This is a genomic window from Tolypothrix bouteillei VB521301, assembly GCF_000760695.4.
Lineage (GTDB): Bacteria > Cyanobacteriota > Cyanobacteriia > Cyanobacteriales > Nostocaceae > Scytonema > Scytonema bouteillei_A.
In genome coordinates this window covers 6,494,108-6,519,303 of sequence record NZ_JHEG04000001.1, presented here as the reverse complement: position 1 = coordinate 6,519,303, position 25,196 = coordinate 6,494,108, and the positions used below count along the sequence as shown (strand labels likewise).

The 25,196-nt window shown below is 42.7% G+C and carries 24 protein-coding genes and 1 pseudogene; 12 read left to right on the top strand and 13 right to left on the bottom strand.

Annotated features, from left to right (window positions below; all coding sequences use genetic code 11):
- Positions 1–49: 49 nt before the first annotated feature.
- Complete coding sequence (locus HC643_RS26400; RefSeq protein WP_038081233.1) at positions 50–703, bottom strand: DUF1997 domain-containing protein; 654 nt, start codon at positions 701–703, stop codon at positions 50–52.
- Between the two features lie 166 nt (positions 704–869).
- Between HC643_RS26400 and HC643_RS26395 the strand changes: the two genes are divergently transcribed.
- Positions 870–1,529: an NAD(P)H-binding protein gene (locus HC643_RS26395; protein ID WP_038081235.1), complete on the top strand. Its 660-nt coding sequence runs from the start codon at positions 870–872 to the stop codon at positions 1,527–1,529.
- Between the two features lie 116 nt (positions 1,530–1,645).
- Entirely contained in the window at positions 1,646–2,320 is a 675-nt protein-coding gene (locus HC643_RS26390) for a glycoside hydrolase family 24 protein (protein ID WP_050046834.1), read from the top strand.
- A gap of 27 nt (positions 2,321–2,347) precedes the next feature.
- Here the strand turns inward: HC643_RS26390 and menH are convergent, their stop codons facing one another.
- The 3 genes from menH to HC643_RS26375 form a co-directional block, all read right to left on the bottom strand.
- Entirely contained in the window at positions 2,348–3,205 is an 858-nt protein-coding gene (gene menH / locus HC643_RS26385; protein WP_038081239.1) for a 2-succinyl-6-hydroxy-2,4-cyclohexadiene-1-carboxylate synthase, read from the bottom strand.
- Between the two features lie 696 nt (positions 3,206–3,901).
- A complete protein-coding gene (tnpA, locus tag HC643_RS26380) occupies positions 3,902–4,324 on the bottom strand; it encodes an IS200/IS605 family transposase (RefSeq protein WP_038077365.1) in 423 nt (140 codons plus the stop codon).
- A gap of 1,033 nt (positions 4,325–5,357) precedes the next feature.
- Entirely contained in the window at positions 5,358–5,759 is a 402-nt protein-coding gene (locus HC643_RS26375; RefSeq protein ID WP_038077364.1) for a metal-sensing transcriptional repressor, read from the bottom strand.
- Between the two features lie 196 nt (positions 5,760–5,955).
- On the opposite strand from HC643_RS26375, the gene HC643_RS26370 reads away from it, so the two are divergent.
- Positions 5,956–7,173, top strand: a complete 1,218-nt coding sequence (locus tag HC643_RS26370) for an HhoA/HhoB/HtrA family serine endopeptidase (protein WP_038077363.1) — start codon at positions 5,956–5,958, stop codon at positions 7,171–7,173.
- Positions 7,174–7,247: 74 nt separating this feature from the next.
- On the opposite strand, the gene HC643_RS26365 is transcribed toward HC643_RS26370, so the two are convergent.
- Positions 7,248–7,631 (bottom strand): hypothetical protein, encoded by a 384-nt coding sequence (locus HC643_RS26365; RefSeq protein ID WP_038077360.1) that lies wholly within the window; start codon positions 7,629–7,631, stop codon positions 7,248–7,250.
- Between the two features lie 193 nt (positions 7,632–7,824).
- On the opposite strand from HC643_RS26365, the gene hslO reads away from it, so the two are divergent.
- Both hslO and HC643_RS26355 read left to right on the top strand, forming a co-directional pair.
- Complete coding sequence (gene hslO / locus HC643_RS26360) at positions 7,825–8,736, top strand: Hsp33 family molecular chaperone HslO (protein ID WP_038077354.1); 912 nt, start codon at positions 7,825–7,827, stop codon at positions 8,734–8,736.
- A gap of 152 nt (positions 8,737–8,888) precedes the next feature.
- On the top strand, positions 8,889–10,982 hold the full coding sequence (locus HC643_RS26355; RefSeq protein ID WP_050046835.1) for a type 2 periplasmic-binding domain-containing protein: 2,094 nt from the start codon (positions 8,889–8,891) through the stop codon (positions 10,980–10,982).
- Between the two features lie 162 nt (positions 10,983–11,144).
- Here the strand turns inward: HC643_RS26355 and HC643_RS26350 are convergent, their stop codons facing one another.
- Together HC643_RS26350 and crtD are read right to left on the bottom strand one after the other, a co-directional pair.
- Positions 11,145–11,738, bottom strand: coding sequence for a Uma2 family endonuclease (locus tag HC643_RS26350; RefSeq protein ID WP_038077350.1), 594 nt, complete (start codon positions 11,736–11,738; stop codon positions 11,145–11,147).
- Between the two features lie 116 nt (positions 11,739–11,854).
- Complete coding sequence (crtD, locus tag HC643_RS26345) at positions 11,855–13,372, bottom strand: C-3',4' desaturase CrtD (RefSeq protein WP_038077341.1); 1,518 nt, start codon at positions 13,370–13,372, stop codon at positions 11,855–11,857.
- A gap of 119 nt (positions 13,373–13,491) precedes the next feature.
- Here crtD and HC643_RS26340 point away from each other — a divergent pair, with 119 nt between their 5' ends.
- The 3 genes from HC643_RS26340 to HC643_RS26330 all read left to right on the top strand — a co-directional run bounded on the left by HC643_RS26340 (position 13,492) and on the right by HC643_RS26330 (position 16,303).
- Positions 13,492–14,793, top strand: coding sequence for a M16 family metallopeptidase (locus tag HC643_RS26340; RefSeq protein ID WP_038077337.1), 1,302 nt, complete (start codon positions 13,492–13,494; stop codon positions 14,791–14,793).
- Between the two features lie 73 nt (positions 14,794–14,866).
- Positions 14,867–15,742, top strand: coding sequence for a fructosamine kinase family protein (locus HC643_RS26335; protein WP_038077335.1), 876 nt, complete (start codon positions 14,867–14,869; stop codon positions 15,740–15,742).
- Positions 15,743–15,955: 213 nt separating this feature from the next.
- The gene (locus HC643_RS26330) at positions 15,956–16,303 is read left to right on the top strand and encodes a hypothetical protein (protein WP_038077332.1); all 348 of its coding nucleotides are present in this window, start codon (positions 15,956–15,958) and stop codon (positions 16,301–16,303) included.
- A gap of 51 nt (positions 16,304–16,354) precedes the next feature.
- Here the strand turns inward: HC643_RS26330 and HC643_RS26325 are convergent, their stop codons facing one another.
- The 3 genes and pseudogenes from HC643_RS26325 to HC643_RS26315 all read right to left on the bottom strand — a co-directional run bounded on the left by HC643_RS26325 (position 16,355) and on the right by HC643_RS26315 (position 18,609).
- Complete coding sequence (locus HC643_RS26325) at positions 16,355–16,966, bottom strand: hypothetical protein (protein ID WP_038087852.1); 612 nt, start codon at positions 16,964–16,966, stop codon at positions 16,355–16,357.
- 57 nt (positions 16,967–17,023) lie between these two features.
- Positions 17,024–17,560: pseudogene (locus tag HC643_RS26320) on the bottom strand (RNA-guided endonuclease InsQ/TnpB family protein); the annotation flags it as partial.
- Between the two features lie 650 nt (positions 17,561–18,210).
- Entirely contained in the window at positions 18,211–18,609 is a 399-nt protein-coding gene (locus tag HC643_RS26315) for a mannose-binding lectin (protein ID WP_050046836.1), read from the bottom strand.
- Between the two features lie 58 nt (positions 18,610–18,667).
- Here HC643_RS26315 and HC643_RS42790 point away from each other — a divergent pair, with 58 nt between their 5' ends.
- Positions 18,668–18,772 carry a hypothetical protein gene (locus tag HC643_RS42790; protein WP_473827428.1) on the top strand — a complete coding sequence of 35 codons (105 nt, stop codon included), beginning with the start codon at positions 18,668–18,670 and terminating at the stop codon, positions 18,770–18,772.
- Here the strand turns inward: HC643_RS42790 and HC643_RS26310 are convergent.
- The 3 genes from HC643_RS26310 to HC643_RS26300 all read right to left on the bottom strand — a co-directional run bounded on the left by HC643_RS26310 (position 18,769) and on the right by HC643_RS26300 (position 21,326).
- A complete protein-coding gene (locus HC643_RS26310; RefSeq protein WP_038087850.1) occupies positions 18,769–19,803 on the bottom strand; it encodes a zinc-dependent alcohol dehydrogenase in 1,035 nt (344 codons plus the stop codon). The two genes, HC643_RS42790 and HC643_RS26310, sit on opposite strands and share 4 nt — an antisense overlap.
- A gap of 214 nt (positions 19,804–20,017) precedes the next feature.
- Positions 20,018–20,203: a hypothetical protein gene (locus HC643_RS26305; protein ID WP_072040838.1), complete on the bottom strand. Its 186-nt coding sequence runs from the start codon at positions 20,201–20,203 to the stop codon at positions 20,018–20,020.
- A 55-nt stretch (positions 20,204–20,258) separates the two neighbouring features.
- Positions 20,259–21,326: a glycosyltransferase family 4 protein gene (locus HC643_RS26300; protein WP_038087848.1), complete on the bottom strand. Its 1,068-nt coding sequence runs from the start codon at positions 21,324–21,326 to the stop codon at positions 20,259–20,261.
- Between the two features lie 397 nt (positions 21,327–21,723).
- Here HC643_RS26300 and xth point away from each other — a divergent pair, with 397 nt between their 5' ends.
- The 3 genes from xth (at position 21,724) to HC643_RS26285 (ending at position 25,192) form a co-directional block, all read left to right on the top strand.
- Positions 21,724–22,506: an exodeoxyribonuclease III gene (gene xth, locus HC643_RS26295; RefSeq protein WP_038087845.1), complete on the top strand. Its 783-nt coding sequence runs from the start codon at positions 21,724–21,726 to the stop codon at positions 22,504–22,506.
- 231 nt (positions 22,507–22,737) lie between these two features.
- Complete coding sequence (locus HC643_RS26290) at positions 22,738–23,613, top strand: SDR family oxidoreductase (RefSeq protein ID WP_038109420.1); 876 nt, start codon at positions 22,738–22,740, stop codon at positions 23,611–23,613.
- 82 nt (positions 23,614–23,695) lie between these two features.
- The gene (locus HC643_RS26285) at positions 23,696–25,192 is read left to right on the top strand and encodes a beta-barrel domain-containing protein (protein WP_050046837.1); all 1,497 of its coding nucleotides are present in this window, start codon (positions 23,696–23,698) and stop codon (positions 25,190–25,192) included.
- Positions 25,193–25,196 lie beyond the last annotated feature (4 nt).

The window sequence follows — 25,196 nt, the reverse complement described above, 5'->3', positions numbered from 1 at the left end:
TAATGCTCGCTGCAAGAGAGCCGACTTCTTTAAGAAGTCGGCTCTCCTGTCACTGATATAAAGTTTTTTGAAAATCTTCTTGAACTTTGCGAGTTAAGCGCCGGGAAACTTGGCGAACAATTTGGTTGAGAAGGCGATCGCCTGTAGATTGAATGATAGATTTAGGTAATCGCTGAATAAACTTTGGAAAGTGAATATAAACAGCTAGATGCAGTTCCCATTCAACTTGCGTGATTGTACCAGCCTTATGGTTAGAGTCTTTGGCATCAGTTTCTAGTAACTGTAGCGATGACTTATAATCCACATCGTAACCGGGAGCTTGGTAATTAGGAATTGGAATGGTCTGAATGCGATAAATTCCTTCCTCAGGAGGCAATAATTCCAAACCAATTTTTGGCTCAACTTCATAGCCAAATGCGCCAAAGCGACCGACAGTGAGAGCATAGCCATTTTTACTCAGAGATTCTACCTTCATCGGTTCAGCACAACGCGAAAACCATAAGGCATGATTATCTAGATATTCAGCAACAATCTTAGAAGGAGCAGGCATTTCCATACAATCACTGTAACAGCCATAAAACCTTCTTGGCGTCCCTATAGTTGCGTCTAGAGTCGTATCCTCAGAGGTTTCTACAGTTGACGGGATGGAAAAGACCGCTTCATTTGTATCCAAGGATCGATATTCCGAATTGTTTGAAATCATATAACTATTCTTTATATGCTGAACAATCTAGCTAAATTAATACTTCCCAAATTCAGTGGAATGTTTCGCACTAAATCACCATTTTTACTCAAATCTCAAAAATCTGTCATAAAGAATCTCTAAAATAGAAAACAGAATTGTAAAAATACAAGTTTCTCAAAATACAATGAAAGCATTTGTAGCAGGGGCAACAGGTGAAACGGGTCGTCGGATAGTACAAGAACTGATAGCGCGGAATATACCCGTTCGTGCTCTGGTCAGAGATATTGAGAAAGCAAGAAGTATTTTACCGATAGAAGCAGAATTGGTACAAGGTGATGTGTTACACCCAGAAAACTTGTCTACTGCATTAGGAGATAGCACGGTACTGCTATGCGCCACAGGGGCGTCGCCAAGCTTTGACCCGACAGGACCCTATAAGGTGGACTATGAAGGCACAAAAAATTTGGTAGAGGTAGCGCAAGCAAAGGGAATTGAGCATTTTGTTTTGGTTTCTTCGTTGTGTACTTCACAGTTTTTTCACCCACTGAATTTATTCTGGCTCATTCTAGTTTGGAAAAAGCAAGCAGAGGAATTCCTCCAAAAAAGCGGTTTGACTTATACGATTGTTCGACCTGGTGGGTTAAAAAATGAGGATAACTCCAATCGGATTGTCATGCAAAGCGCTGATACATTGTTTGACGGTAGCATTCCCCGCCAGAAAGTTGCACAAGTTTGTGTAGAGGCACTTTTTGAAACAGCAGCGAAAAATAAAATTGTGGAGATCGTTGCTAGGGAAGACGCCCCTGCAAAAAGCTTTGGTGAATTATTTACCAACGTGGTTTAACACTGACGGCTAACCACTAACTACCAAAGCGTTAACGAACTTTTACTGAAACATTACGTCAGATATTGTTGTTATATTTTGATTGACAACAGCAGGCAAGTTTAAGGAGTGGGACTCTGAAAAGTGTAGAACAACGGAAAGGCGGCGTTGAACAGCTTATAGGACCGATAGTCGCTCTTCTTGGCTTTATATGTTTGATACAGTGGTACGTGTTTGGTGATTTGCGATCGCAACCCGATCCGGTATTTAGTCAAAGACAACCAACCCTAGTCATGAAAGGGGGCGATCCTTATATTCGCGCCCTCATGCGGACTATTTCAGCGAGTGAAGCGAGTGGTAATCGTCCCTATTCGCTTTTATACGGAGGACAACAAGTGAACAATCTCAGCCGCCATCCTGAGATATGCGTCACTATTGTCTCAGGTCCAAACAAAGGTAACTGTTCGACAGCTGCTGGTAGATATCAAGTGATAAATACGACCTGGTATAGAATTGCATCGCGCTATCACCCAAACCCCAACCGATTTATGTTTTGGTCTTCTTATAGTTTTGAAGCAGAGTATCAAGACGTTGTAGTTTATCGTTGGCTTAATGATTCGCAAGTTTGGGGAGTAGATATATCTCAACAACTGCGTCAAGGAAAGATAAAAGACGTTTTGCGTCGGTTATCTCCTACTTGGACCAGTTTGGGTTATGGTATTGAAACTAACTCTGTTAGTCGGTCTTTGCCAAATATTTATCAGAGGGTGTTGCAAGAAGAATTGAACTCTGTAGTTAACAGCAACCAGTAACTGGCGATCGATTCATTTGTTCCTGAGTTACTCGTTCCCAGGCTCAGCCTGGGAATGTATTTTACGAGGCTCCGCCTCCAGAAAAAATCTCCTAACACTTTCAACGAAAGCAAGAGTATTTTCAAAATGGATGTTATGCCCTACTTTATCAATCATTTCTAATTGACAAAATGTACAAAAATTAGAAATTTTTCCATTAATATCTACAAATTTTTCATCATACTTACCAACTAGCAAAAGCATAGGAACTGTATTTTCTTTCAACTTTTCCCATAACGGAGGTTGTTGTCCGGTACCCATAAAACGTAATGACTTAGCCAGTTCAATTGGGTTATTTTGCAACCGAGTTTCTAGGAGAACCTGATAATGAGGATGGGTTTTAATCAAGCCAAAAATTGCTTGATTGTACCAGTTGGACAGGTAAGCGATAAAATCATTTCTTTCAACACTTCTTTCTAGCTTTCTGGCAATTTGTTCATCACGTCTTATTCTCTCTTCTCGTTCGGTAATTGTGGCTAAGCCAGGAGAAGCAGACTCTAAAACAACTTTTGAAAATCGATGTGGAAAATGGAGAGTGAGATATAAAGCTAGCCTTCCACCCATTGAATAACCCACTAAAAAGCATTGAGAAATTTTTAGTTCGTCTAGTAAATGAATTAGAGCTACAGCAGTGTTTGCCATTGTATAGCGATCGCTATCACCAAAAATTTTTGTTTTCCCGTGTCCGGGAAGGTCAACTGTGAGACAGTAAAATTCTTTAGATAGTAATGTTATGGCTTCGTCAAATTCATGACTGTTACCCATGAAACCGTGTAGAAAAAGAATCAGTGGTTTATCTGAAGAACCAGTGAAGGTGTAGTGAAATTGATAGTTTTGTGGATTCATGAGTAGAGCAGTATTGAAACAGATCCTATTTTAGGATGGCGGGCGATTGAAATCGCATCGTATACAGGCGAAACCCGCCTGCGTGGGTTTTTGAGATGATTTACGAGCCAGCAAAATTTCCCCGATTTCTTGAGGCGATTGAAATCGCATCGTATACAGGCGAAACCCGCCTGCGTGGGTTTTTGAGATGATTTACGAGCCAGCAAAATTTCCCCGATTTATTGAGGCGATTGAAATCACATCGTATACAGGCGAAACCCACCTGCGTGGGTTTTTGAGATGATTTATGAGCCAGCAAAATTTCCCCGATTTATTGAGGCGATTGAAATCGCGTCTATACAGGCGAAACCCGCCTGCGCGGGTTTTTGAGATGATTTAAAATTCCACAATATTTCCCCGATTTATTGAGGCGATTGAAATCGCGTCTATACAGGCGAAACCCGCCTGCGCGGGTTTTTGAGATGATTTAAAATTCCACAAAATTTCACCAATCTCTTGAGGCGATTGAAATCGCATCTATACAGACAAAACCCGCCTGCGCGGGTTTTTAAGATGATTTAGAATTCCACAATATTTCACCAATCTCTTGAGGCGATTGAAATCGCATCTATACAGACAAAACCCGCCTGCGCGGGTTTTTGAGATGATTCAGAACTCCACAAAATTTCACTCGAAGAAATTAGGTTTTTATGATTTCTATACCGATGCTGTAGGAGTTAACTCCCAATCAGAAACTATTGATTTTTTCTTATGATGAAGGGGCTGATTTCTAATATAGTCGGCTATGTTATCTATACCATTATGACTGACTGTAAATGCTCCATACCCACCTTGCCATTTAAAAAATTTCCCTGGGTTAATTTCATGAGTTACAAAATGGGAAGAGCTACCTTTAATTTGTTTTATTAATTGAGCTATATTTAGAGTAGTAGGAAACCTTACTAGTAAATGAATATGATCTTCAATACCTCCAATGGCAATTACCGTACATTCTAGTTGAGTGCATTCCTTAATAATTACTGCATAAATTTGTTGCTGAATATCCAGTGTAATTAGAGGCAATCTATCCCAAGTTGCCCAGACACAATGTAAATATAACTGGGTAAAATTTGAACGCATTTCTTTGTAAGATTTTTTCCAAATTTATTTGATAGATGCCTGAAAATTAAAAATCTTGGCTATACAACCGGAGGCTCTGATACTCTCCTTTACCAAGGAAAATGTATAGATTTTATAAATTATCAAATCAATTAGCAATGCTGCTATTTTATTATGGTTAATTTTAAATGATGTAAAATCCGTATATACGCGGAAGTAAAAAGCTATTTATTACCTAAAAAATCTTCTATGCTAATAAAATTATATTCAGCAAAATTTTACAATATTAAAATCGAATTGATAAACAGAAGAAGAGTGTGGTGAAAAAACCCGCGCAGGCGGGTTTCGCCTGTATAGCCGTGATTTCCAATCACTCGGTATCAAACCCGAAACCCACTCGGTATCAAAGCCCACACCCGAACAAGAGTGTGATGAAAAAACCCGCGCAGGCGGGTTTTGCCTGTATAGCCGTGATTTCCAATCACTCGGTATCAAACCCGAAAACCATTTAGTATCAAAGCCCACACCCGAACAAGAGTGCGATGAAAAAACCCGCGCAGGCGGGTTTCGCCTGTATAGCCGTGATTTCCAATCACTCGGTATCAAACCCGAAAACCATTTAGTATCAAAGCCCACACCCGAACAAGAGTGCGATGAAAAAACCCGCGCAGGCGGGTTTCGCCTGTATAGCCGTGATTTCCAATCACTCGGTATCAAACCCGAAAACCATTTAGTATCAAAGCCCACACCCGAACAAGAGTGCGATGAAAAAACCCGCGCAGGCGGGTTTCGCCTGTATAGCCGTGATTTCCAATCACTCGGTATCAAACCCGAAAACTACTCGGTATCAAATCCGAAAACCATTTAGTATCAAAGCCCATACCCGAACAAGAGTGTAATGAAAAAACCCGCGCAGGCGGGTTTCGCCTGTATAGCCGTGATTTCCAATCACTCGGTATCAAACCCGAAAACCACTCGGTATCAAATCCGAAAACCACTCGGTATCAAACCCGAAAACCACTCGGTATCAAACCCAACTCCATAAAATATGTTTTCAAGGCAAAAATCGATCTAACGCCGCCTTAAGGTGTTCGAGTTCATCTTCAATATTGCCCTCTTTTGCCGCTCTACCAATACAATCTGTTAAATGCTCATCTAAAACAATTCTTGCTACCCGATCTAAAGCTCCTCTAACAGCAGCAATTTGCAACAACACATCAGGACAAGGGCTGCTTTGCTGTACCATTGTCTTAATGCCTCGAATGTGTCCTTCTATACGTGATAGACGATTGACAATTCGCCGCAAAGACTCTTCACTATGAACGTGTGAATGAACCGAATGTTCGTGCTTGTGATGGTGCTGTGTGTTCTCGTGATTGCTATTGTCACAAAATAAATCCTCTTCCTGTTGGGAGATAGGTAAGGATTGTTTGGGTAATCGAGTCGATCCGTTCATAGTTTTGCTTGAGAAAGTGCAGCCAGTCAATTAAATCCTAACTTAGACGCAAGAAATGAGTGTGATGGTGAGTGGGGGAAACTTAGACCGGAAAACAACCGTCTATGGACAGTAATTGTTATCAACCTGTAAAAATAGCTATAGAGACTATTTTCTCATCTAGCAACAATTTAGGCTAAAACTTTAGGTTGTGGTTATGCGATTTTCCCAATTACCCCGGTCAATACGTCAACTCACTACTCATGTATTAGCAATTGTTTTGGGAGTTGTGTTAACTGTTAGCACGTTGCGCGTGTCACCCTCCCAAGCAGAACCAGCACCCTTTTCTCCAACGGCTGATTCACCACAACTCCTCGCTCAACGCTCTTCACCCGCAACGACTGCTATGGGTAGTAGTAGCTTTGTGACAGCGGCGGTAAATCGTGTCGGCAATGCAGTTGTGAGAATTGATACTGAACGTACTGTTTCTCGTCGCGCTTCCGATCCCTTTTTTGACGATCCCTTTTTCCGTCGATTTTTTGGTGAGTCTTTTCCACGACAAATGCCACAAGAACAAATGCGCGGTTTGGGCTCGGGTTTTATTATTGATAAAAGTGGTTTAGTCGTTACTAATGCCCATGTGGTAGATAAGGCTGATAAGGTAACAGTTCGCCTTAAAGACGATCGCACTTTTGAAGGAAAAGTACTCGGTGCTGATGAAGTCACCGATCTTGCAGTTGTTAAAATCAATGCAGGTGCGGATTTACCAGTTGCTCCTTTGGGCTCTTCGGCAAACGTGCAAGTAGGAGACTGGGCGATCGCGTTGGGAAATCCCCTGGGATTAGATAATACTGTAACTTTAGGAATTATTAGTACCCTCAGACGTTCTAGCGCTCAAGTAGGAATTGGTAACAAGCGCTTGGATTTTATTCAAACAGATGCAGCCATTAACCCCGGTAACTCTGGGGGTCCTCTGCTCAACGGTCAGGGTGAAGTGATTGGTATCAATACAGCCATCCGTGGTGATGCTATGGGTATCGGCTTTGCTATTCCTATTGATAAAGCCAAAGTTATCGCTGCCAAACTGCAACGAGGGGAAAAGGTCGATCACCCATTCATCGGTATACAAATGCAAGATTTAACCCCTGAAGTGGCAAGGCGAATCAACTCCGACCCCAATTCTCCGGTGCAAATTCCAGAAATTAATGGTATTTTTGTAGTCCGTGTTGTACCAAACTCTCCTGCTGCTGCTGCTGGCATTCGTCCGGGCGACGTAATTGTTGAAGTTGAGAGACAGCGAGTGAGTAAGGGAGAACAGTTGCTGGATCTCGTAGAAAATAGTCGAGTTGGTCAAACATTGCAGTTGAAGGTGCAAAGAGGTAACCAAACACAACAAGTTTCGGTACGCACGGCTCAATTGCAAGATGCTTCGTAAAAAATAGGGACAAGGGGAGTAGGAGATAAGGAAGACAAGAAAGACAAACTCTGCCAATCCCTACTCTCTAACCCCTACACCTTACGCTGTAAAAACTGACGCAAACTCAACAAACTCAAAGTTTGCCCTAAAGATAGGGGTAAGATTGTGACTCCTTCTACACGAGATTGCACCCAGCCTTCTCCCCAGTACCATTCGTGAAATCCGTCTATTCCTTGACTCAGAAGCAGGCGCAGGCAATCGGAACCTACGACATCTACGTGATGGTGAATTGCGATCGGTCCGGTACGCGTAACAAACTCAAATCCAGATTTAAGCTCTTCTGGCATTCCAGAGAAAAAACGACCGTGAGGCAGCCATTTTTCTAGCTCTGTTGGACGCAATATACTGTTACGAATTGCGATCGCAGATGCTTCTATTTCTATCCGTAGTTGACTTTTCTGAAAATTTCCTAACATTATTTTATAAATTCGTATATAAGTTCGTAATTGTGAATTACGAATTACGTTGGCATAGAGGCAGTTTCTAATTTTAGCTTACTTCCATCGCCGATGTTTAAATTAAGTTTTGTTATACTAAAGTAACGATCGTACCCGTGCTTAATAACGAACGGGTATGTCAGTCAAACATTATTGGTAAGGTTTTCATTTCATGGCCGATCAATTAATTCGCGCTACAGCAGCAGATGGTGGCATTCGTGCAGTAGGCGCTATTACCACACGTTTGACAGAAGAAGCAAGAGCGAAACACAAACTTTCCTATGTAGCAACAGCAGCCCTGGGCCGGACTATGGCAGCCGGTCTTTTGATGGCTTCTAGTATGAAGCGTTCTGGCTCAAGAGTCAATGTCCGAGTGAAAGGTGATGGACCTTTGGGTGGCATATTGATAGATGCAGGGCTAGATGGAACAGTACGCGGTTATGTAGACAACCCCGATGTGGAACTACCGCCAAATAGCAAAGGGAAGTTGGATGTTGGCGGTGCAGTCGGTAAGGGCTTTCTTTATGTTGTGCGGGATGTTGGGTATGGATATCCTTACTCAAGCACTGTGGAACTTGTTTCTGGTGAAATTGGTGACGATGTGGCTCATTATTTGATGACTTCCGAACAAACACCTTCAGCAGTTGTGTTAGGTGTTTTTGTGGAACCTAGCGGAGTCACTGCAGCTGGTGGGTTACTGGTACAAGTTTTGCCTAAAGCAGCTAGAGATGAAGCCCTTGTAGAAAAATTGGAGTCACGAGTTGCTGCTTTACAAGGGTTTACGCCTTTGCTGCAAGCAGGAAAGTCTTTGACAGAAATTTTTCAAGACTTATTGGGAGATATGGGATTGGTTATATTTCCTGAAAGACAAATGCTGCGCTTCCATTGTGGGTGCTCTTTCAATAGAGTGTTGGGAGCCCTTAAAATGTTGGGACAGGCAGAATTGGAAGACATGATGGTCAAAGATAACGGTGCTGAAGCAACTTGTCATTTTTGCGGAACTGTATACAATGCAAGTCGGGATGATTTGGCTCAACTTATTGTAGACTTGCAAGCAGAGGCAGAAGCTTCTACAGGAAGATAAAGTATAAAAAAGTACTGTCTAATTAATAAAGTTCATGGTATATGTGGATAATGTGGATATAGTATAGCTTTCTAACAGTGAGAAAGTTACTATGGCAGCAGCAGAGGTTTGGAGCTATAACAGTCGCTATTCGTTTATTTGTGGTGTGAGCAATGACAGCAGAGCGGGATACGCCAGAAAGTTGGTTGCCGGGTAGAGCAAGAGAGCCATATGATATGACAGGATTATCCCCGAAGAAACAATATAACAGCAATGACGCGTCTGGTGTACCAGCTACTGGTTCTAACTCCAAGTCTGTGAAACGCCAAAAAGACAGTAATTCGTCGGAAAAATCGCCTTCAGATAGTCAGTCAAACAAACCCGTTCCACCTGGTGGTTATGGAAAATTGCCAAGATGGACAAAAAGTTGGGTGCTGTGGACGTTATTATTAGCAATGGTTCCCGGTGCCATCGCTTTTATGGCAACAGCAATGCTGTTAAAGTTGCCCTCAGCGCCCAACTGTCCGTCGATTTTCTGGCCACTAGCAAGTGCTTCAGTGCGTCTGCATTGCGCTCAACTTGCAGCTTCCAAACAAACAGTAAAAGACCTTTTGCAAGCGATTGACCTCGTAAAGCAATTGCCGCCAAGTCATCCACTGCGAGCTGAAATCGATCGCTACATGGAAGAATGGTCAAAGGATATCTTGGATCTAGCTGACCAGAATTTCCAGTTAGGAAGGCTAGAAGAAGCAATTTCAACGGCTCGAAAAGTACCAAAGGATGTCTCAGCTTATAAAGTCGTCGAGGAACAAGTCGCCAAATGGCAGACAATTTGGTCAAAGGCAGAAGAAATTTATAAGGAATCGGAAGCGCAATTGCGCGAGCAAAATTGGCATCAAGCATTTATGCTGGCTTCAAAATTGTTGCGAGTAGATAATAAGTATTGGTCAACAACTAAGTACGATGAACTCAACCGTTTGATCGTGAGTGCGCGAGAAGATGGTGATAAGTTGGCAAAAGCACAGGGTCTAGCAGAAACTGGTTCGGTTGAAAACATACTCAAAGCGATCAAGCTGACAGAATCTATTGAGAAAGACAGTTACGTTTATCAGAAAGCTCAAGCAACCCTGACAGACTTTGGACGCAAAATACTGGCGATCGCACAAACAAAATTAGATCGGCGCGATGCAGATGGAGCCATTGCACTCGTACAGAAAGTACCTGCGGTGACAGGGTTAAAGTTAGAAGTAGAGGACTTTATCGCGATCGCAGAAGCACAAAACAGTGCTTGGACGGGTACCGTGTCAGGTTTGGAAACAGCAATTTCCCAAGCTCAGCAAATAGACATTTCCCGACCCGTATATGAAAAAGCACAAAAATTGATTGCTCTGTGGCAGTTAGAAATTGAAGATGTTGCGCGTTTGGAAAAAGCAAGAACGCTAGCAACTCAAGGAACAGTGAGCGATTTATCAGCAGCTATAGCTGAAGCACAACTGATTCCAGCGAGCAATCCCCGCGCCCAGGAAGCAAGACAAGACATTGGTCGTTGGGTTGCCCAAGTACAAATTATAGAAGATCGTCCTTACTTAGATCGTGCCGATCAAATAGCCCTGTTTGATGATGTGAATTCATTGCAAGCTGCGATCGCTGAAGCAAATCAAGTTCGTAGAGGACGTGCGCTGTATCGAGAAGCAAGAAAAAAAATTGCTACTTGGACCGAGAAAATTCAACGCACCGAAGATCAACCATACTTAGACAGAGCCAGAGCACTTGCTAGTAGCGGGGATTTACCCTCAGCCATTGAAACAGCAAGACAAATTAGTGTAGGGCGGGCGCTCTCAGGAGAAGCACAAGCATCCATAGATGAATGGCAAGGTCAACTCCGTGCTAGAGAAAACTGGAAGAGAGCAAGAGAAACAGCACTTGCAGGAACTCCAGAAGCATTAGCAGAAGCCATCCGGATAGCAAATAGAGTGCCAGAGGGAAGTTCGTTGTGGAGCGATGTGAGTGTAGCCGTCGATCAATGGAGCCAGCAATTGTTAGACATCGCTCGCGCTCAAGGCGAATCTGACATGGCTAGGGGTATTGAGACAGCTCGATTAATTCCGCGAGGGACTTCTGCGTACAGTGCAGCACGAGACCAAATTAGAGCTTGGGAAGAATTTCTCAATCCTCCCGCACCACAAACAGAACCACAGGTAGCACCGGAAACTGCTCCTACCGAACAACCCACAGTTGAGCAACCCGCCACTACCGAAGGACAGTAATCAACGGGGCTACACGTAAGTCCTACCATTGATGAATTTGAGCAAGGTATAGGTCAAGGTTGAGTGGTGCAAGACGCAAACTTTGGACCGAAAATTGCCTATTTTTCTAGTAGGGTGGGCAATGCCCACCAACATCAAACAACCAAATAGTTACAAAATATCTTAATTCTCATCATCAATTTCAGCAAAATTAACGCGATCGTAAAGGTCGTTCAGTTGAACTTGAAAATCAATCGTTTGCAGCGATAAATTTGCCGATTCGTTTTCGAGTTCAGTAAATAACCATTGACCTTCGGCAGTTTTCACATATTGCATTACATGATGAGAATATTGGTCAATTAAAATATATTCTTTAAATTCTGAAATTGAACGATAATATAAAAACTTATCTCCTTGGTCATAATTTTTAGTTGATTTAGATAAAACTTCTGCAATAAGCAAGGGATTCATTACAGTAGTCGTATTTGTTCCTGTATAAACAGGTTGCCCTTGAATTACCATCACATCTGGATAAGTGTACTGCCGATACCGAGGTATCCACAATCTAACATCAGCCATATAAACATCATATTTTTTACCCCTCAAAGCAATCTTTAATGATGCAGCTAAATTCAGAGCAATTTTATTATGATTGGTAGTACCACCTGTCATTGGAACAATTTCTCCGTCATGATATTCGCTTCTAAATTCTGCTTTTTCTTCAAGTTCTAAATATTCTTCAGGTGTGTAATAGGGTTTTTGTGTTTTTAATTGCATAAAGATATCACTTAATTATTCAGCAGAGCAACTTGCATGGTATTACCAAAAGGTAGCAGAATATTCTTACTCAAGAGTAGTCTATGGAATCATAAGTTATTGAAGAAATATGCCAGCTATATTCGTTCTGCAAGAATTTGTCTTACTACTGTGAGTGCCGAGTAACTCACCCCAGCAGTTCCTTCCCCAGGATGGGTGGAGTCGCCCACAAGCCATAAACCCCCGATCGGTGTACGATTGGCAAAACCAAAAGGACCGAAAGTCGGTATTCTTTGACCGATACCGCCAACAATACCCCTATCTCTCGACGTGTAGTGGGCAAAAGTACGTGGAGTTGCTGCTTCAACATGAACGAGCGTTTCTGGTTTTAAGCAGAAGAATTTGGCAAGACGCGCGATCGCATCGCGTGTATAGTGCTGTTTTAAACCTTCGTAATCTTCAGTACGCCACCACAGATCTGGATCGACAAAAGAAGAGGCAATAATTGTAGCTTGTCCTGACGGGGCGCGACCATCTCCGGGACGGCTGACCGATACAAACAGGGAATTATTATCCCCAAGAGGTCCGTTAGGCTCGTATAAAAATTGAAGATGGGGGGGACATTCTGGAGGAATAGCGCTTTCATCCACACCCAAATACACCACAAATGCACCGGATGAAGGGGGTAATTTTTCCACTCGTTGCTTGTAGCCTAATGGTGCTTTTTCTCCTAACAACTGCACCAGATTTTGCACTGTTACGTTAGCAACGACATGGTCAACGGCTTCTGTCCATACCTCTCCAGTTTTTTGATTGCGAATGATGACGTGAGTTGCTTTGCCGTTCTCAACTTTGATATGCTCTACAGTGTGGCGCATGAGCAATTTCCCGCCATCTCTTTCTAAAGCTTCTACCAAGCGATCGCTCAAAACTTGCATACTTCCATGAAGATGGTGCAATCCTCGAGGTTCTTGCGATACACTTAACGCCGTTGCTGCATAAAGCAAAGCTGTCTGTTGAGCATCAACTTGAGAATATAACTTGAGTTGCAGATCCAAAAAAGTTCTCAAGCGGTAGTCATCTCCGAGCCCATATGCAAACAAAGCATCACCTACGGTAAATAAGGTGTAAGGAACAGTTATAAGTGTATCGGGACGTACTGCCTTGGTTAACTCCCACAAATCCCACAAGTTACGGGGCGGTAATACTGGATCTCGTCCTTGAAATTTCCAGCTAGCTTTAAACAAAGTCGTTATCAAATCCCAAAACAGTTCGCTACCGGGAAACTGCTGTTGTCGTTCTTCTTTCCATTTCTCTGGATCTCGCCAAACATTAATGGGTTTTGTCTCACCTGGCAAATAAACCGCACATGCCGGATCGCAGGGTGTTGCTTCTGGTAAGTCAATCTCTAACTCTGAAAAAATGCGGTGGTGAATTCCTCCTGGTTCGAGCCCAGCAACCTGAGTTGCGCCCACATCAAAGGTAAATCCTTTTCGCTTGAAGGTAGAAGCACAACCCCCAGGAACGAGGGCTCCATCTAGAATTAAAACACTGTAACCTTTGCGAGCTAATAATGCACCAGCAGTCAGTCCACCTATTCCGGCACCGATAACTGCAACACGAGATTTGCTATTGCCAACACTATGACCGGGCATTGATATCTGCTACATATTTCTTAATATTCCTATCACAATTATAAAACACGTATCAAAAATAGTAGATTTGACGCCTAGTAAGATAGAAGAGTACAACAGGCTCATCTCAAGTAGTCCCAATGACATCAACCTTGCTGAAGTTTCCCCGCCTTAACGCTCCCAAACTGCACCAATTGCCAAATGGTTTAACAATAGTTGCCGAGCAAGTACCAATTGAAGCTGTAAACCTGAGCTTGTGGATTAATGTTGGATCGGCTATAGAAACTGACGAAATCAATGGAGTCGCTCACTTTCTAGAGCATATGGTGTTTAAGGGAACCGAGCAACTGGTGAGCGGCGAGTTTGAACGTCGCATTGAAGAGCGAGGCGCTGTAACAAACGCTGCTACGAGCCAGGATTACACTCATTACTACATCACGGCTGCTCCGAAAGATTTTGCGGAACTTGCACCATTGCAAATTGACGTGGTACTCAATGCCAGCATACCCGATGAAGCCTTTGAGCGAGAACGATTGGTAGTTTTAGAAGAAATTCGGCGTTCGGAAGATAATCCCCGCCGTCGCACTTTTCAACGCTCAATGGAGACAGCTTTTGATAAACTGCCTTATCGCCGTTCTGTCTTGGGTCCGGAATCAGTCATTTCTCAACTTCAGCCCCAGCAAATGAGAGAATTTCATAGAACTTGGTATCAACCAAAATCGATCGCGGCTGTAGCTGTTGGGAATTTACCCGTGGATGAGTTAATTGCAATTGTTGCTCGAGGATTTGAGCAAGCCACAACGAATCCTCACTCCTGTACGGGTGCAATGCCTTGCGCTCCTACTCACCATTCCCTACTGAACCCCGAACCTCCATTTACAAGCATTGTTCGCAAAGAATTTACTGATGAAAGTCTTCAACAAGCACGATTGGCGATCGTTTGGCGAGTACCGGGGTTAGCCCAACTAGAGCAGACTTACGCGTTAGACGTATTAGCAGGAATTCTCGGACACGGTTTGACTTCAAGGCTAGTACAAGATTTACGAGAAGAACGAGGACTGGTTTCTCAGATTTCTGTTAGCAATATCACCCAACAGTTACAAGGAACTTTTTATATTTTGGCTTATTGTCCGGCAGACAATTTACCAGATGTAGAAGCACGAATCATCCAGCACATTCACAATCTACAATTGGAAATGGTAAAAAAATCGGAAATTGAGAAAATTCGGACAAAAGTTGCTAACAGGTTTATTTTTGGCAATGAAACGCCAAGCGATCGCGCTACTTTATATGGATACTACCAATCCATGGTAGGTGACTTGGAGCCTGCATTTAATTACCCTGCGATCGTTCAAAGTTTGGATGCACCTGAGTTAATGCAAGCTTCCCAAGATTATCTTTCGCCAGACGCTTATGGTGTTGTCGTACTTAAACCATTGTAAATTGGGGATTGGGGATTAAATAGTTATTCTCTTTTGTCCCCCTTGTCCCCCCACTCCCCGACTCCCCATTCTTATGTGGTCTGAAATAGACGCTCACATCAGTCAAGCGACAGGCGAACAATTTAAGTCTTTACAGCAACGCTCAGTTAGTGGCGGATGCATCAACCAAGGTTATGCAGTCTCTGATAGTAAGCGTACTTACTTTGTTAAGCTCAACCAGGCGTTAAAACTTGATATGTTTCAGGCGGAGTCGCTGGGCTTACAGCAAATGTATCAAACAGCAACAATCCGCGTTCCCAAACCAATATGCTCTGGGGTCACTGGGAATGACAGCTATTTGGTGTTGGAATGGTTGGAAATGAATTCGGGAAACACTAAATCTTGGGAAGAGATGGGACGGAAACTCGCAGCAATGCATAAAACCACAAACACCCAAGGTTTTGGTTGGGACATGAACAATACTATTGGTTCTACTCCTCAAATCAATACTTGGACAGCAGATTGGATTGAATTTTATACTCAGCATCGCTTGGCTTATCAATTCCAGTTGGCTCGACGGCGACACGGTCATTTTCCTCAAGAAAAAGAGTTGCTTGAGGCGATTCCTAAGTTATTGGCAAATTACAAACCCCAACCTTCCCTCGTACATGGGGATTTGTGGGGAGGAAATGCGGGGTGTACTGTATCGGGAGAACCAGTCATTTTCGATCCAGCAACCTATTATGGCGATCGCGAAGTTGATATTGCCATGACGGAACTTTTTGGTGGTTTCCCGGCTGCTTTCTATCGAGGATATAACGAAGTTTGGTCTTTAGATAAAGGGTACGAGCAGCGAAAAGTTTTATATAATTTGTATCACATTCTCAATCATTTTAATTTATTTGGTGGAAGTTACTCGTCGCAAGCCAACCAGATGATAGCTCAACTTTTGAAATTGATAAATATTTGAATTTCCAGCAAAAATCAGAAAAATGCCTAAATTGCATAGAGAGAAATTCCCTAGAGAAAATCTGTGATCTATAACTTGCAACACAATAAAATTAACTATTTTTGTAATGCTGTGCCTGATGTTCGCTATGAGTGGCTTTAACCTTACCTAAGCCTAAAAACAGGGATATTTTAATCTTTATAAATAACTATAAAATGAGGTATACTCAATAGAATGAATTATGAAACTGCTCGCAAATTTCTGATCGACCAAACAGTAACAAATGAGGATAGCCCGGATGCTCTGTTGACTCGTCTGCAACAGGGAAAGCCTCCTGTACCCGGTCAGATCACCTCGATTTTGCTGGCAATGAAGGTAGTGTTTGAAGGTCTGAAGGACGCCACTATGATGGACAGGGAAATAGTGTATGCCTTGTTCCAGTTGGCTGTTAAAACTCAACAATTATTTGCAGCAGGACGGAAAGCGGGGGTTGAATGGCCCCCACTGCTGAAGGAAGATTTGGTAAGAATTGCGATCGCAACTGAAAGTATTCTTTCAGGCGAGTGGCAAAGTTTACATTAATGGCTAATAGCTAATGGCTAATGGCTAATGGCTAATGGCTGCAACTAACCACTAACGAATTTTCAACTCTGCTTCTAACTTGTCTAGATCGGATTTGAGTAAAACGGTTAATTGACCTGTAAATGCTTTCCCATCCCTCGGTTGTGCGACTTCTACCCAGTAAGCAAAACGATCGCCTACACGTAATTGTCCTTGCAAAGCTTCTTTTATGGGAGTTTTTGCAAAGCGAGAGGCATTCACTGTAGTTTGATTGGGATATTCGTACACTACTTGAGCATTTGTGAAGTCTTGATAAATTTCTAAACCATAAATAGATCGTAAAGATTCTTGAAGGCGATCGAATGTCATGCCGTTAACTGCATCGAACATTGTAATCCGCTCGTTGCGAATTTTACTACGATCTTTTGTAAATCCTACTTTACCTGCTGCTAGCACTGATGCTTGAAAAGAGAATCTTTGGGCTGCTGTGTCGCTCTTTTGTACAAAGAACCGCTCTACTGGGGATGGGCGGAGGGTAGGATGTGCTTTAATCCAAGCAGCAACATCTTCTGTAGATTGTCCCGGTAAAGCAAAAGCTGCTGAATCCAAGATAAGCCCAACGGAAAAGCAGGAAATAAAAGAAAAAGGTAATATTAAAAACTTAGGTAGAGATTTGTGTAGCATTTTTGTTTTTGACTGACAGGTTAGCTAATAATAGTTTTCCCCTTTTCATTGACATACTCACTGCCCTAAAGGGTCAGTGATTCTTGACACTTCACTGAGATGTGCTGGCAAGGCAGTCTTACCTTCTCTCCATGTCCGTTTAGAGTCGTGGCAATGCCCTATCCCGACTTTGTTTATATTCTTAGCTGCATTCTCGTCTCTGTCGTGTTCCGTTCCGCAATTCAAACACAACACCGAACGGATGGATAGATCGAGCTTGCCCCACTTAAAACCGCAGTCCGAACATATTTGGCTCGTCGGTTCCCAACGATTTATAGTGTGAAAACTTCTATCCAACTTCTCAGACTTTGCTTCGCACAATACCCGAAACTCTCGCCAAGCTTGTAAGCTAATTACTCTGGCAAGTTTGCGATTTTTGACCATGCCTGACACGTTCAAGTCTTCCAAAATGATGGCTTGGTTTTCGCTCACCACTTTGGTGGACAGTTTATGCAGGAAGTCTTTGCGAGTGTCTGCTATTTGGTTGTGTGATTTTGCAATCTTGATTCTAGTCCTGTTCCTACGCTGAGAATCTTTCTGTTGCCGTGCCAGAAGCGCAAACTTCCGGTGCGCGGGTTAAGCACGCACCGGAAGTTTGCAAGAGAGCACGGGGCTTGCATCCCATTATTTTCGGTAAAAGGCTTTAACTTTGATGTGAAAAAACCCTCTTAAGAGACTGTTTATCAGACAATATTTGTTTAATACAGATTATAAGTTTTTAGCCCATCTAAAGGATGAGAATTAAGTAAGCTAAGACTGGGAAGGGGACACGGGCGCATTTGAACAATTCACTCTCTTTTGTCCTACCCTCGCACAGGATAGCGATAAGCTTCACTTATCGCTATCCTGTGCGTATGACAATCCCAGCAAACAATAAATCGATGCAGGATATTGAGGCAAGGCGGTCTGCTTAATATAGTTATTCTCAATATGAAGCTGCTTTCACCAATCTTTGCAAAACTCGTGCTAGACTCACTTACACTTAATGCAATATTCCCAACCGAATAACCGTGTGGCGAATTCTATATAGTGCTTTCAAGGGCACAATTGATTTTGTGGTTAAAACCAGTTGTTCAAAGGTACTCTTTTCTAAGAGAATTTATCAGAACTACACAAAAGAGTTATTGTACGATTGTTTTACGCTATAAGTATGAGATAAACATTTGCGAGCAAAACCCAATTGCAAACAACAGAATTGGCGTGGCTTAAGGATTGCTGGTGTACTTCAGAACTCCATCAATATTTTCAATTCCCTGTAAGACTGTTGAAGTCTGCTTGAGTGTACCATTTCTTTTTTTACAAGAAGCTGTTAAGACATTTCCTCTGATGCCAATCTGCTCGCAAGTTAACTGATAATTGCTAACTTGCTCTGGGTTAGTTACTTTGAAAGTGCCGTTAATATTCTCAATTCCCCGCAAGACGATTGAAGTCTGCTTAAATGTTCCATTGATTCGGCGACAATTAGCTGAGAGAACGTTGCCAGAAACTAAGATATTGTTACAGGTTTTCTGATAACTGCTAGGTGTAGCATTAGCAGGGCTATTAATCCCAACTAAAGTAGATGTTGCTAAAAGAGCAATTACACTAAATACATTTGGCTTCATAATTTTGCTTCTCTATGCTGACAAAAATGTTCTACATCTTCAAGAAACCAAATTTCGGATGCAATACCCTGCTATTTGGAAGCAACGCCAATATGCTATCCAAGGCGTGTTTGCTTCATTATTTGTCACTACTTTAGTTATGGTTGCTCTTGCAGTTGGTTAAGAGTTGGGAACCATTGCGACTTTAATAACCTTACGTTCCTTCATGTCGTAGAATACCTGCTCTAAATCTGTCAAAGGTCGGCGAGTGCTAATTAGTAACTCAAAGGGTATTTTCCTGCTAGCAATAAGTGAAAGTGCTTCTCGCACAAAGATGGGGGTGTTGTGAAAAACTCCTTTTAAAGTCAATTCGCTATAGTGAAGTTGTTCTGTATTTACAGTAATACTGGTGTCTCGCGGACAACCACCAAAAAGATTAACGGTACCGCCAGGGCGAGTACAGGCAATTGCCGTTTCCCAAACACTTGGGACTCCTGTTGCTTCGATCGCAACATCTGCACCCATTCCTTGTGTTAAATCTTTTACACTAGCAGGAATATCCGGTAATTGACGGTAATTTAACGTTGCTGCTGCACCCAGCTTTTTCCCAATAGCCAGTCTTTGGTCATTTCCTCCAAAAAGCAGTACTTCTGCTTGTAAATCGAGAGCCAACTTTGCCACGAACATCAGCCCAATCGCTCCATCCCCTAATACGACAACGCGACCGCCCGGTTTGACGTTGGAACGGGCGACTCCGTGCAGCACACAAGCCAAAGGTTCTGTCATGGCTGCTAATTCATAGGGTAAGTCATCGGGAACGGGCAACATGTTATGCTGCACGATCGGTGCGGGAATTTTTAAATATTGGGCAAATGTTCCGTTATTCCAGGTTAAGTTTGGGCATAAAGAGTATTCTTGGCGATCGCAAAAAAAACACTTCATACATGGAGCCGAATTATTTGCGACTGCGCGATCGCCTACTTGCCAATCTGTAACACCTTCTCCGACAGCTACAATCCGTCCAGCCACTTCGTGACCAAATAGAGTGGGCGGTTTTAGCATTCTGGCGTGACCGCCACGCCGCCATACTTTCAAATCTGTCCCACAAGTTGTTGATATTCCCACCTGAAGAACGACTTCACCTTTGTCAGGTGTTGGCTCGGGGACTTCTTCCAAACGCAAATCTTCTTTACCGTAAAGTAAAGCTGCTAACACGGATTGCAACCTAATATTTAACTCCTCTTGATTGTATCAGGTGTTAAACGTTCGTAATGAGTTATGCAGATACTGCCCGCCAACATCAAACACTTAGCGATATCTACCTTACCAGTATCGGGTGAAGTTAATATATATTCACAATTAACTCGTAGTAGCACTTGAGTGCTAAAGCGCTACTACGAGTTTACAATCTTCTCTTTCTTCCCAGTCCCTAATCTCTAGACCCCACCTTTGTCACAATTCCGAGATTTCTTCCTTCTACTTTGGACAAACGATTTACTGTTAATAACGGTACTTCTTGCCAACAAGTTTTGCAGAACCAGTAAACTTCACCATGCCGGACATGACGCAAGAGGCAATCACCGCAACAGGGACAACTGTTGGATCGCATGCTCATATATACGTCCTCCTTATTAAAGAAATGTTGATATAAATGCGTTCAAAAGTGTTGATTAAAACTGGATTTTGGCGGAATGAATTCGACCATTGGTCTTGATGCGATCCTTGATAATTCTGCTATAGACCGCTTCATATCCATCAACCATTTGAATAACGCTAAACTTGCTTTCTATATATTCTCGGCAAGTTTGACGATTCAATTCCAATGCAGAGGGAATCATTGTTGCCATGTCTTCGTAGCTTTGGCACACAAAACCTGACACACCGTTAGCAACAACTTCTGATACAGAACCCATATTGATGGCAATAACTGGTGTACCAGTTGCCATTGATTCAATCATGACCAGACCAAAAGGTTCTTGCCAGGTAATGGGGAAGAGAGTAATAGCAGCATTACCCAGAAGTTCGGCTTTCTCAGCATGGTTAATTTCACCTAAATACTGAATTTGCTGACCATCTATTTGGGGGGCAATTTCTTGTTCAAAAAACTGAGAGTCTACTATATCTACTTTTCCTGCCATCTTCAAACGCCAGCCTGTTTGTTTGGCAATGGCGATCGCGTGTTGTGGTCCCTTTTCTGGCGAAAAGCGTCCCAAGAATGCAAGATAAGGTGGTTCTTCATGTTTGGCTACAAAAGGATAATCATCTGGATTAATCCCGTTATAAACCGTACCTGCATAGTTCAGAGCTATTTGACGTTGTGCGTTACTAATGCTGACGTAAGGTTGCTTCTGGTGATGGGAATAGACGTGTTGATTGTCCCGTGTAAACCTACCGTGTAGGGTATGTACTGTGGGAGTAGACACTAAACTCGCTAAAGGTAATGCCGATATTCCTACGTGGGAGTGAATGATGTCGAATTCCGAAGCTAGTTGGTAGACTTGGCTGAGTTCTAGCATCTCGTACACCGCATACTCTTTGACATTGGGGTCTAAGCGCAATGCACGAGGGTAAACTGCTTCTAACTTAGCCAGCGTTTGCGAATCTCCAGATGCAAACAATGTGACATCATGACCCCGTTTTACGAGTTCATCAGTCAAACGACTCACAACTAGTTCAATCCCTCCGTATGTTGGAGGTGGAACTCGTTCCCACAAAGGGGCTACTTGAGCGATTTTCATAGGTGTTTTGGTTCAGTACCTTGTACTAGTCTATGACTGGGATTTACCTTCAATTAGGTAAAGCATTTATACTTACCTAACTGATTTTTAAGTTAACTTAAGTTATTTTGCAAGAGTGCAATTTCGGTTAACCTGACCTAGAAATAGTTACCAGCAAGTTGTTCCAGAGCCGTCTTCATTAGTTAGCAACTACATTCTTAATATAATGCTAATTGCGGAATCCTATCATCTACCTAGGGGATCATAAAAAGACTAAAGTTTTGTAACCAATCATACTAAATTCTTGCACGGGATCAATTTTTGGTACTTCCGGCTAACTCTTGACCAATGACCGTTAACCGATGACTATTAACTATTGACTAACGACCACTAACTACTGATAAACCGCTGTAAAAAAATGAAAGTTGCTACTTGGAATGTCAACTCGATTCGCACTCGTATAGGGCATATTATCGATTGGTTAAGCCAAAATCGGGTTGATGTCCTTTGCATGCAAGAGACTAAAGTTGTTGATACTGAATTTCCGCGTGCAATGTTTGAGGAATTAGGCTATCACATTTACGTATCGGGACAAAAATCATATAACGGTGTTGCGATCGCGAGTTCTCAACCACTCAAGGATGTCAGCAGTAGTTTTTATGATGTTTTGACAAATTTAGAACCAGAATGGGACACGCAAAAACGGATAATTACAGGGAGTGTAGATAATATAAGAATTATTAATCTTTATGTACCAAATGGATCTTCTATTGGAAGTGAAAAGTACGATTACAAACTGCGTTGGTTAACAGTGCTGCGCGAGTATTTAAAATCTCTTCTGGTGTCCTCACCCAGTATTTGTATGTGTGGGGACTTTAACATCGCTTTAGAAGATAGGGATATTCATGATAGTGCGATCGCCCCAAACCACATTATGGCTTCCGTTCCAGAACGAGAAGCCCTACGAGAAGTTTTATCACTGGGGTTCAGTGATGTTTTTCGTAAATTTACATCTGAAAGCGGGCATTATAGTTGGTGGGATTATCGCGCTGCTGCTTTTCGGCGTAACTTGGGTTGGCGAATCGACCATCACTATCTCACACCAGACCTGTATGAGCGTGCTAAAAGCTGCTCTATTGATGTCACGCCCAGAAAATTAACTCAACCGAGCGATCACGCTCCAGTGGTTGTGGAATTTTAGATGGCTAATGGTGAGACCAGCCCTGTAGGCGGGTTTCCCGCCGTAGGGGACTGGCGAACAAGGGAGGGCTAATGGCTAATGGCTAATGGCTAATGGTGAGTCCAGGGAAAGCAGGCGGGTTTCCCGCGCCGTAGGGAACTGGCGAACAAGGGAGGGCTAATGGCTAATGGCTAATGACTGATGGTAGTTCTTACAATTAGCTATGAGCAATTAGCAATTAGCATGCATCCTATGTTTCTAATTACTGGAGCCACTGGAGGAATAGGTCGCAGAGTAGTGCGACTTTTGCGGGAACAGGAAAATCAGGTACGGGCGTTTGTTCGCCTTAGTTCACGTTACGGTGAGTTAGAACACAGAGGAGCCAATCTTTTTATTGGGGATTTGCGCCAACAGCAAGATATCCAAAAAGCTTGTCAGGGTGTTCGGTATATTATTAGCGCTCACGGTTCTGATGGTGATGCCCTATCCTTAGACTACCGCGCTAACATTGAACTGATCGACCAGGCAAAAGCGAATGGAGTGGAACACTTTGTGTTCGTTTCCGTGTTGGGTGCGGAGCGGGGTTACGAAGATGCTCCCGTGTTTAAAGCGAAACGAGCGGTAGAAAAATACCTGGAAACTAGTGGTTTAAACTACACTATTTTACGTCCAGCTGGATTAGCATCGGATTTGTTGCCATCGGCAGAACGGTTTCGAGAAACGGGGTTATACTTACTCGTGGGTGACCCTAAAAATCGTACCTCTATTGTCAGTACAGATGATTTGGCTAGGATCGTGGTGGATTCTGTAACATTGGAAGCTGCTCGCAATCAAATTTTTGCTGTTGGAGGTCCATCTATTTTACTGCGAGAGGATATTCCCAAAATTTTTAGTCGCGTCTTTAATAAAGAACCAGTGGTTATCAATCCACCACTGTTTTTAGTGGATGTGGTACGTGGGGGCTTTGGCTTATTTAATCCCCAAGTACAAAAGAGTTTGGGTACTTTCCGCACGTTACTAGCAAATGAATTTTTCTGTAAGCATGAGGAGATTGCTAAAGTAGAAGCCGTTTTCAATTTTCAATTGGAAACATTAGAAAATTTCCTCCGCCGATATTTGGCGGTTTAATTAGTAAAAAGTTAGTGGTTAGTTGTGAGTAGAACCACCAACAACTAACCACTAACAACTAACCACTAACAACTAACTTTTTATGAAATATTCCCTAGTAGCAAGTGCAGCACAAGCACGTAAAACAAAACAGCGTTTCGCTAAACCAGACGAGCAACTTTCTTACGAACTAGGTAAAGCAGTTCAGGAATTGCCACCTTTATATACTAGATTGTTAGCAGGAACGATTAGCGCAGTTGTCTTTGGAGCGATCGCATGGGCGTACTGTTCCCAAATTGATGAAGTAGCGACAGCACCGGGCGAGTTAATTGCGTCTTCACAGGTTCGTCCGGTAACTGCTTTGGGCAATGGATCGATTGTTACAGTTAATGTAAAGGAAGGCGAGCGTGTTTTCAAAGACCAAATCTTAGTTCAACGCGATCCCGATTATCAACAAGTTGATGTTGCTCGTCTATCACAATCTACCAAGCTGATTCAGCAGGACTTGCGGCGTCTAGATGCAGAACGGACGGGGTCTAAAACGGCGGGAACGCAACTTCAAGATGAACTGTTAAATTCGCGGTTGCGAGATTTTCAAGCCAGTCAAGCAGCGGCTGAAGCTGAAGCAAAGCGTCAGTTAGCTCGAATGGATCAAGCTAAGGTAAGATTGACACGATTGCAAGAAAATTTGGTGAACGCAAGAACTAGCTTTGCCAATGCTAAAACAAACCTTGCTAACGCTCAAAATCTCCGTGCTAAGGTAGAAAGCAGTTTGACTATTGCCCAGCAAAGAGAACAAAGTCTGAAAACTTTAGTCACTCCCGGTGCGATACCCAGAGTTGATTACTTAGACGCACAAGAAAGACTCAATCGTGCAAATGCAGAAATTACCAGAGCTAGCGACGAAATTACGAATGCCCAAAATAGAGTTATAGAAGCGCAAGATAAAGTTAAATCTTTAGAAAAAGATATTGATGCTCAAGCCCAAGAAATCCGTCAAGCCGAACAAGCTTATCAAGGAGCAAGGACTCAAGCAGAAAAATTGGCTTCAGAACGCCAGAGTGAAATCTTAACTCAGATTAATAAGCGTCAGGAAGAATTGACCACCGTTCAAGGTCAGCTCGAGCAGGCGAAGAAGCAAAAAGATATGGAAACCATTAAAGCTCCAGTTTCCGGTACTGTTTACAGAGTCAAAGCAACTAAAGGACCCGTACAAGCGGGTGAAGAATTGCTGTCAATTTTACCTGAAGGAGAAGAACTCCTTTTGGAGGTCAAAGTGCTCAATCGCGATATTGGTTTTATTCGTGAGGGAATGAAAGCAAAAGTTAAGATGGCAACTTTTCCTTTTCAAGAATTTGGCACAATTGACGGTGAAGTTGTACAAGTCAGTCCCAATGCCATTGTTGATAAGGAACTGGGCTTAGTTTTTCCCACAAGAATTAAGTTGAGCAAGCACGTGGTTTTGGTAAGGGGTCAAGAGGTTGCATTTACTCCGGGGATGACGGCTTCTGGCGAAATTGTGACTCGTAAGAAGTCGGTTTTGACTTTTATTATGGAGCCAATTACTCGTAGATTTAGCGAGGCTTTTTCTGTTAGATAATTTG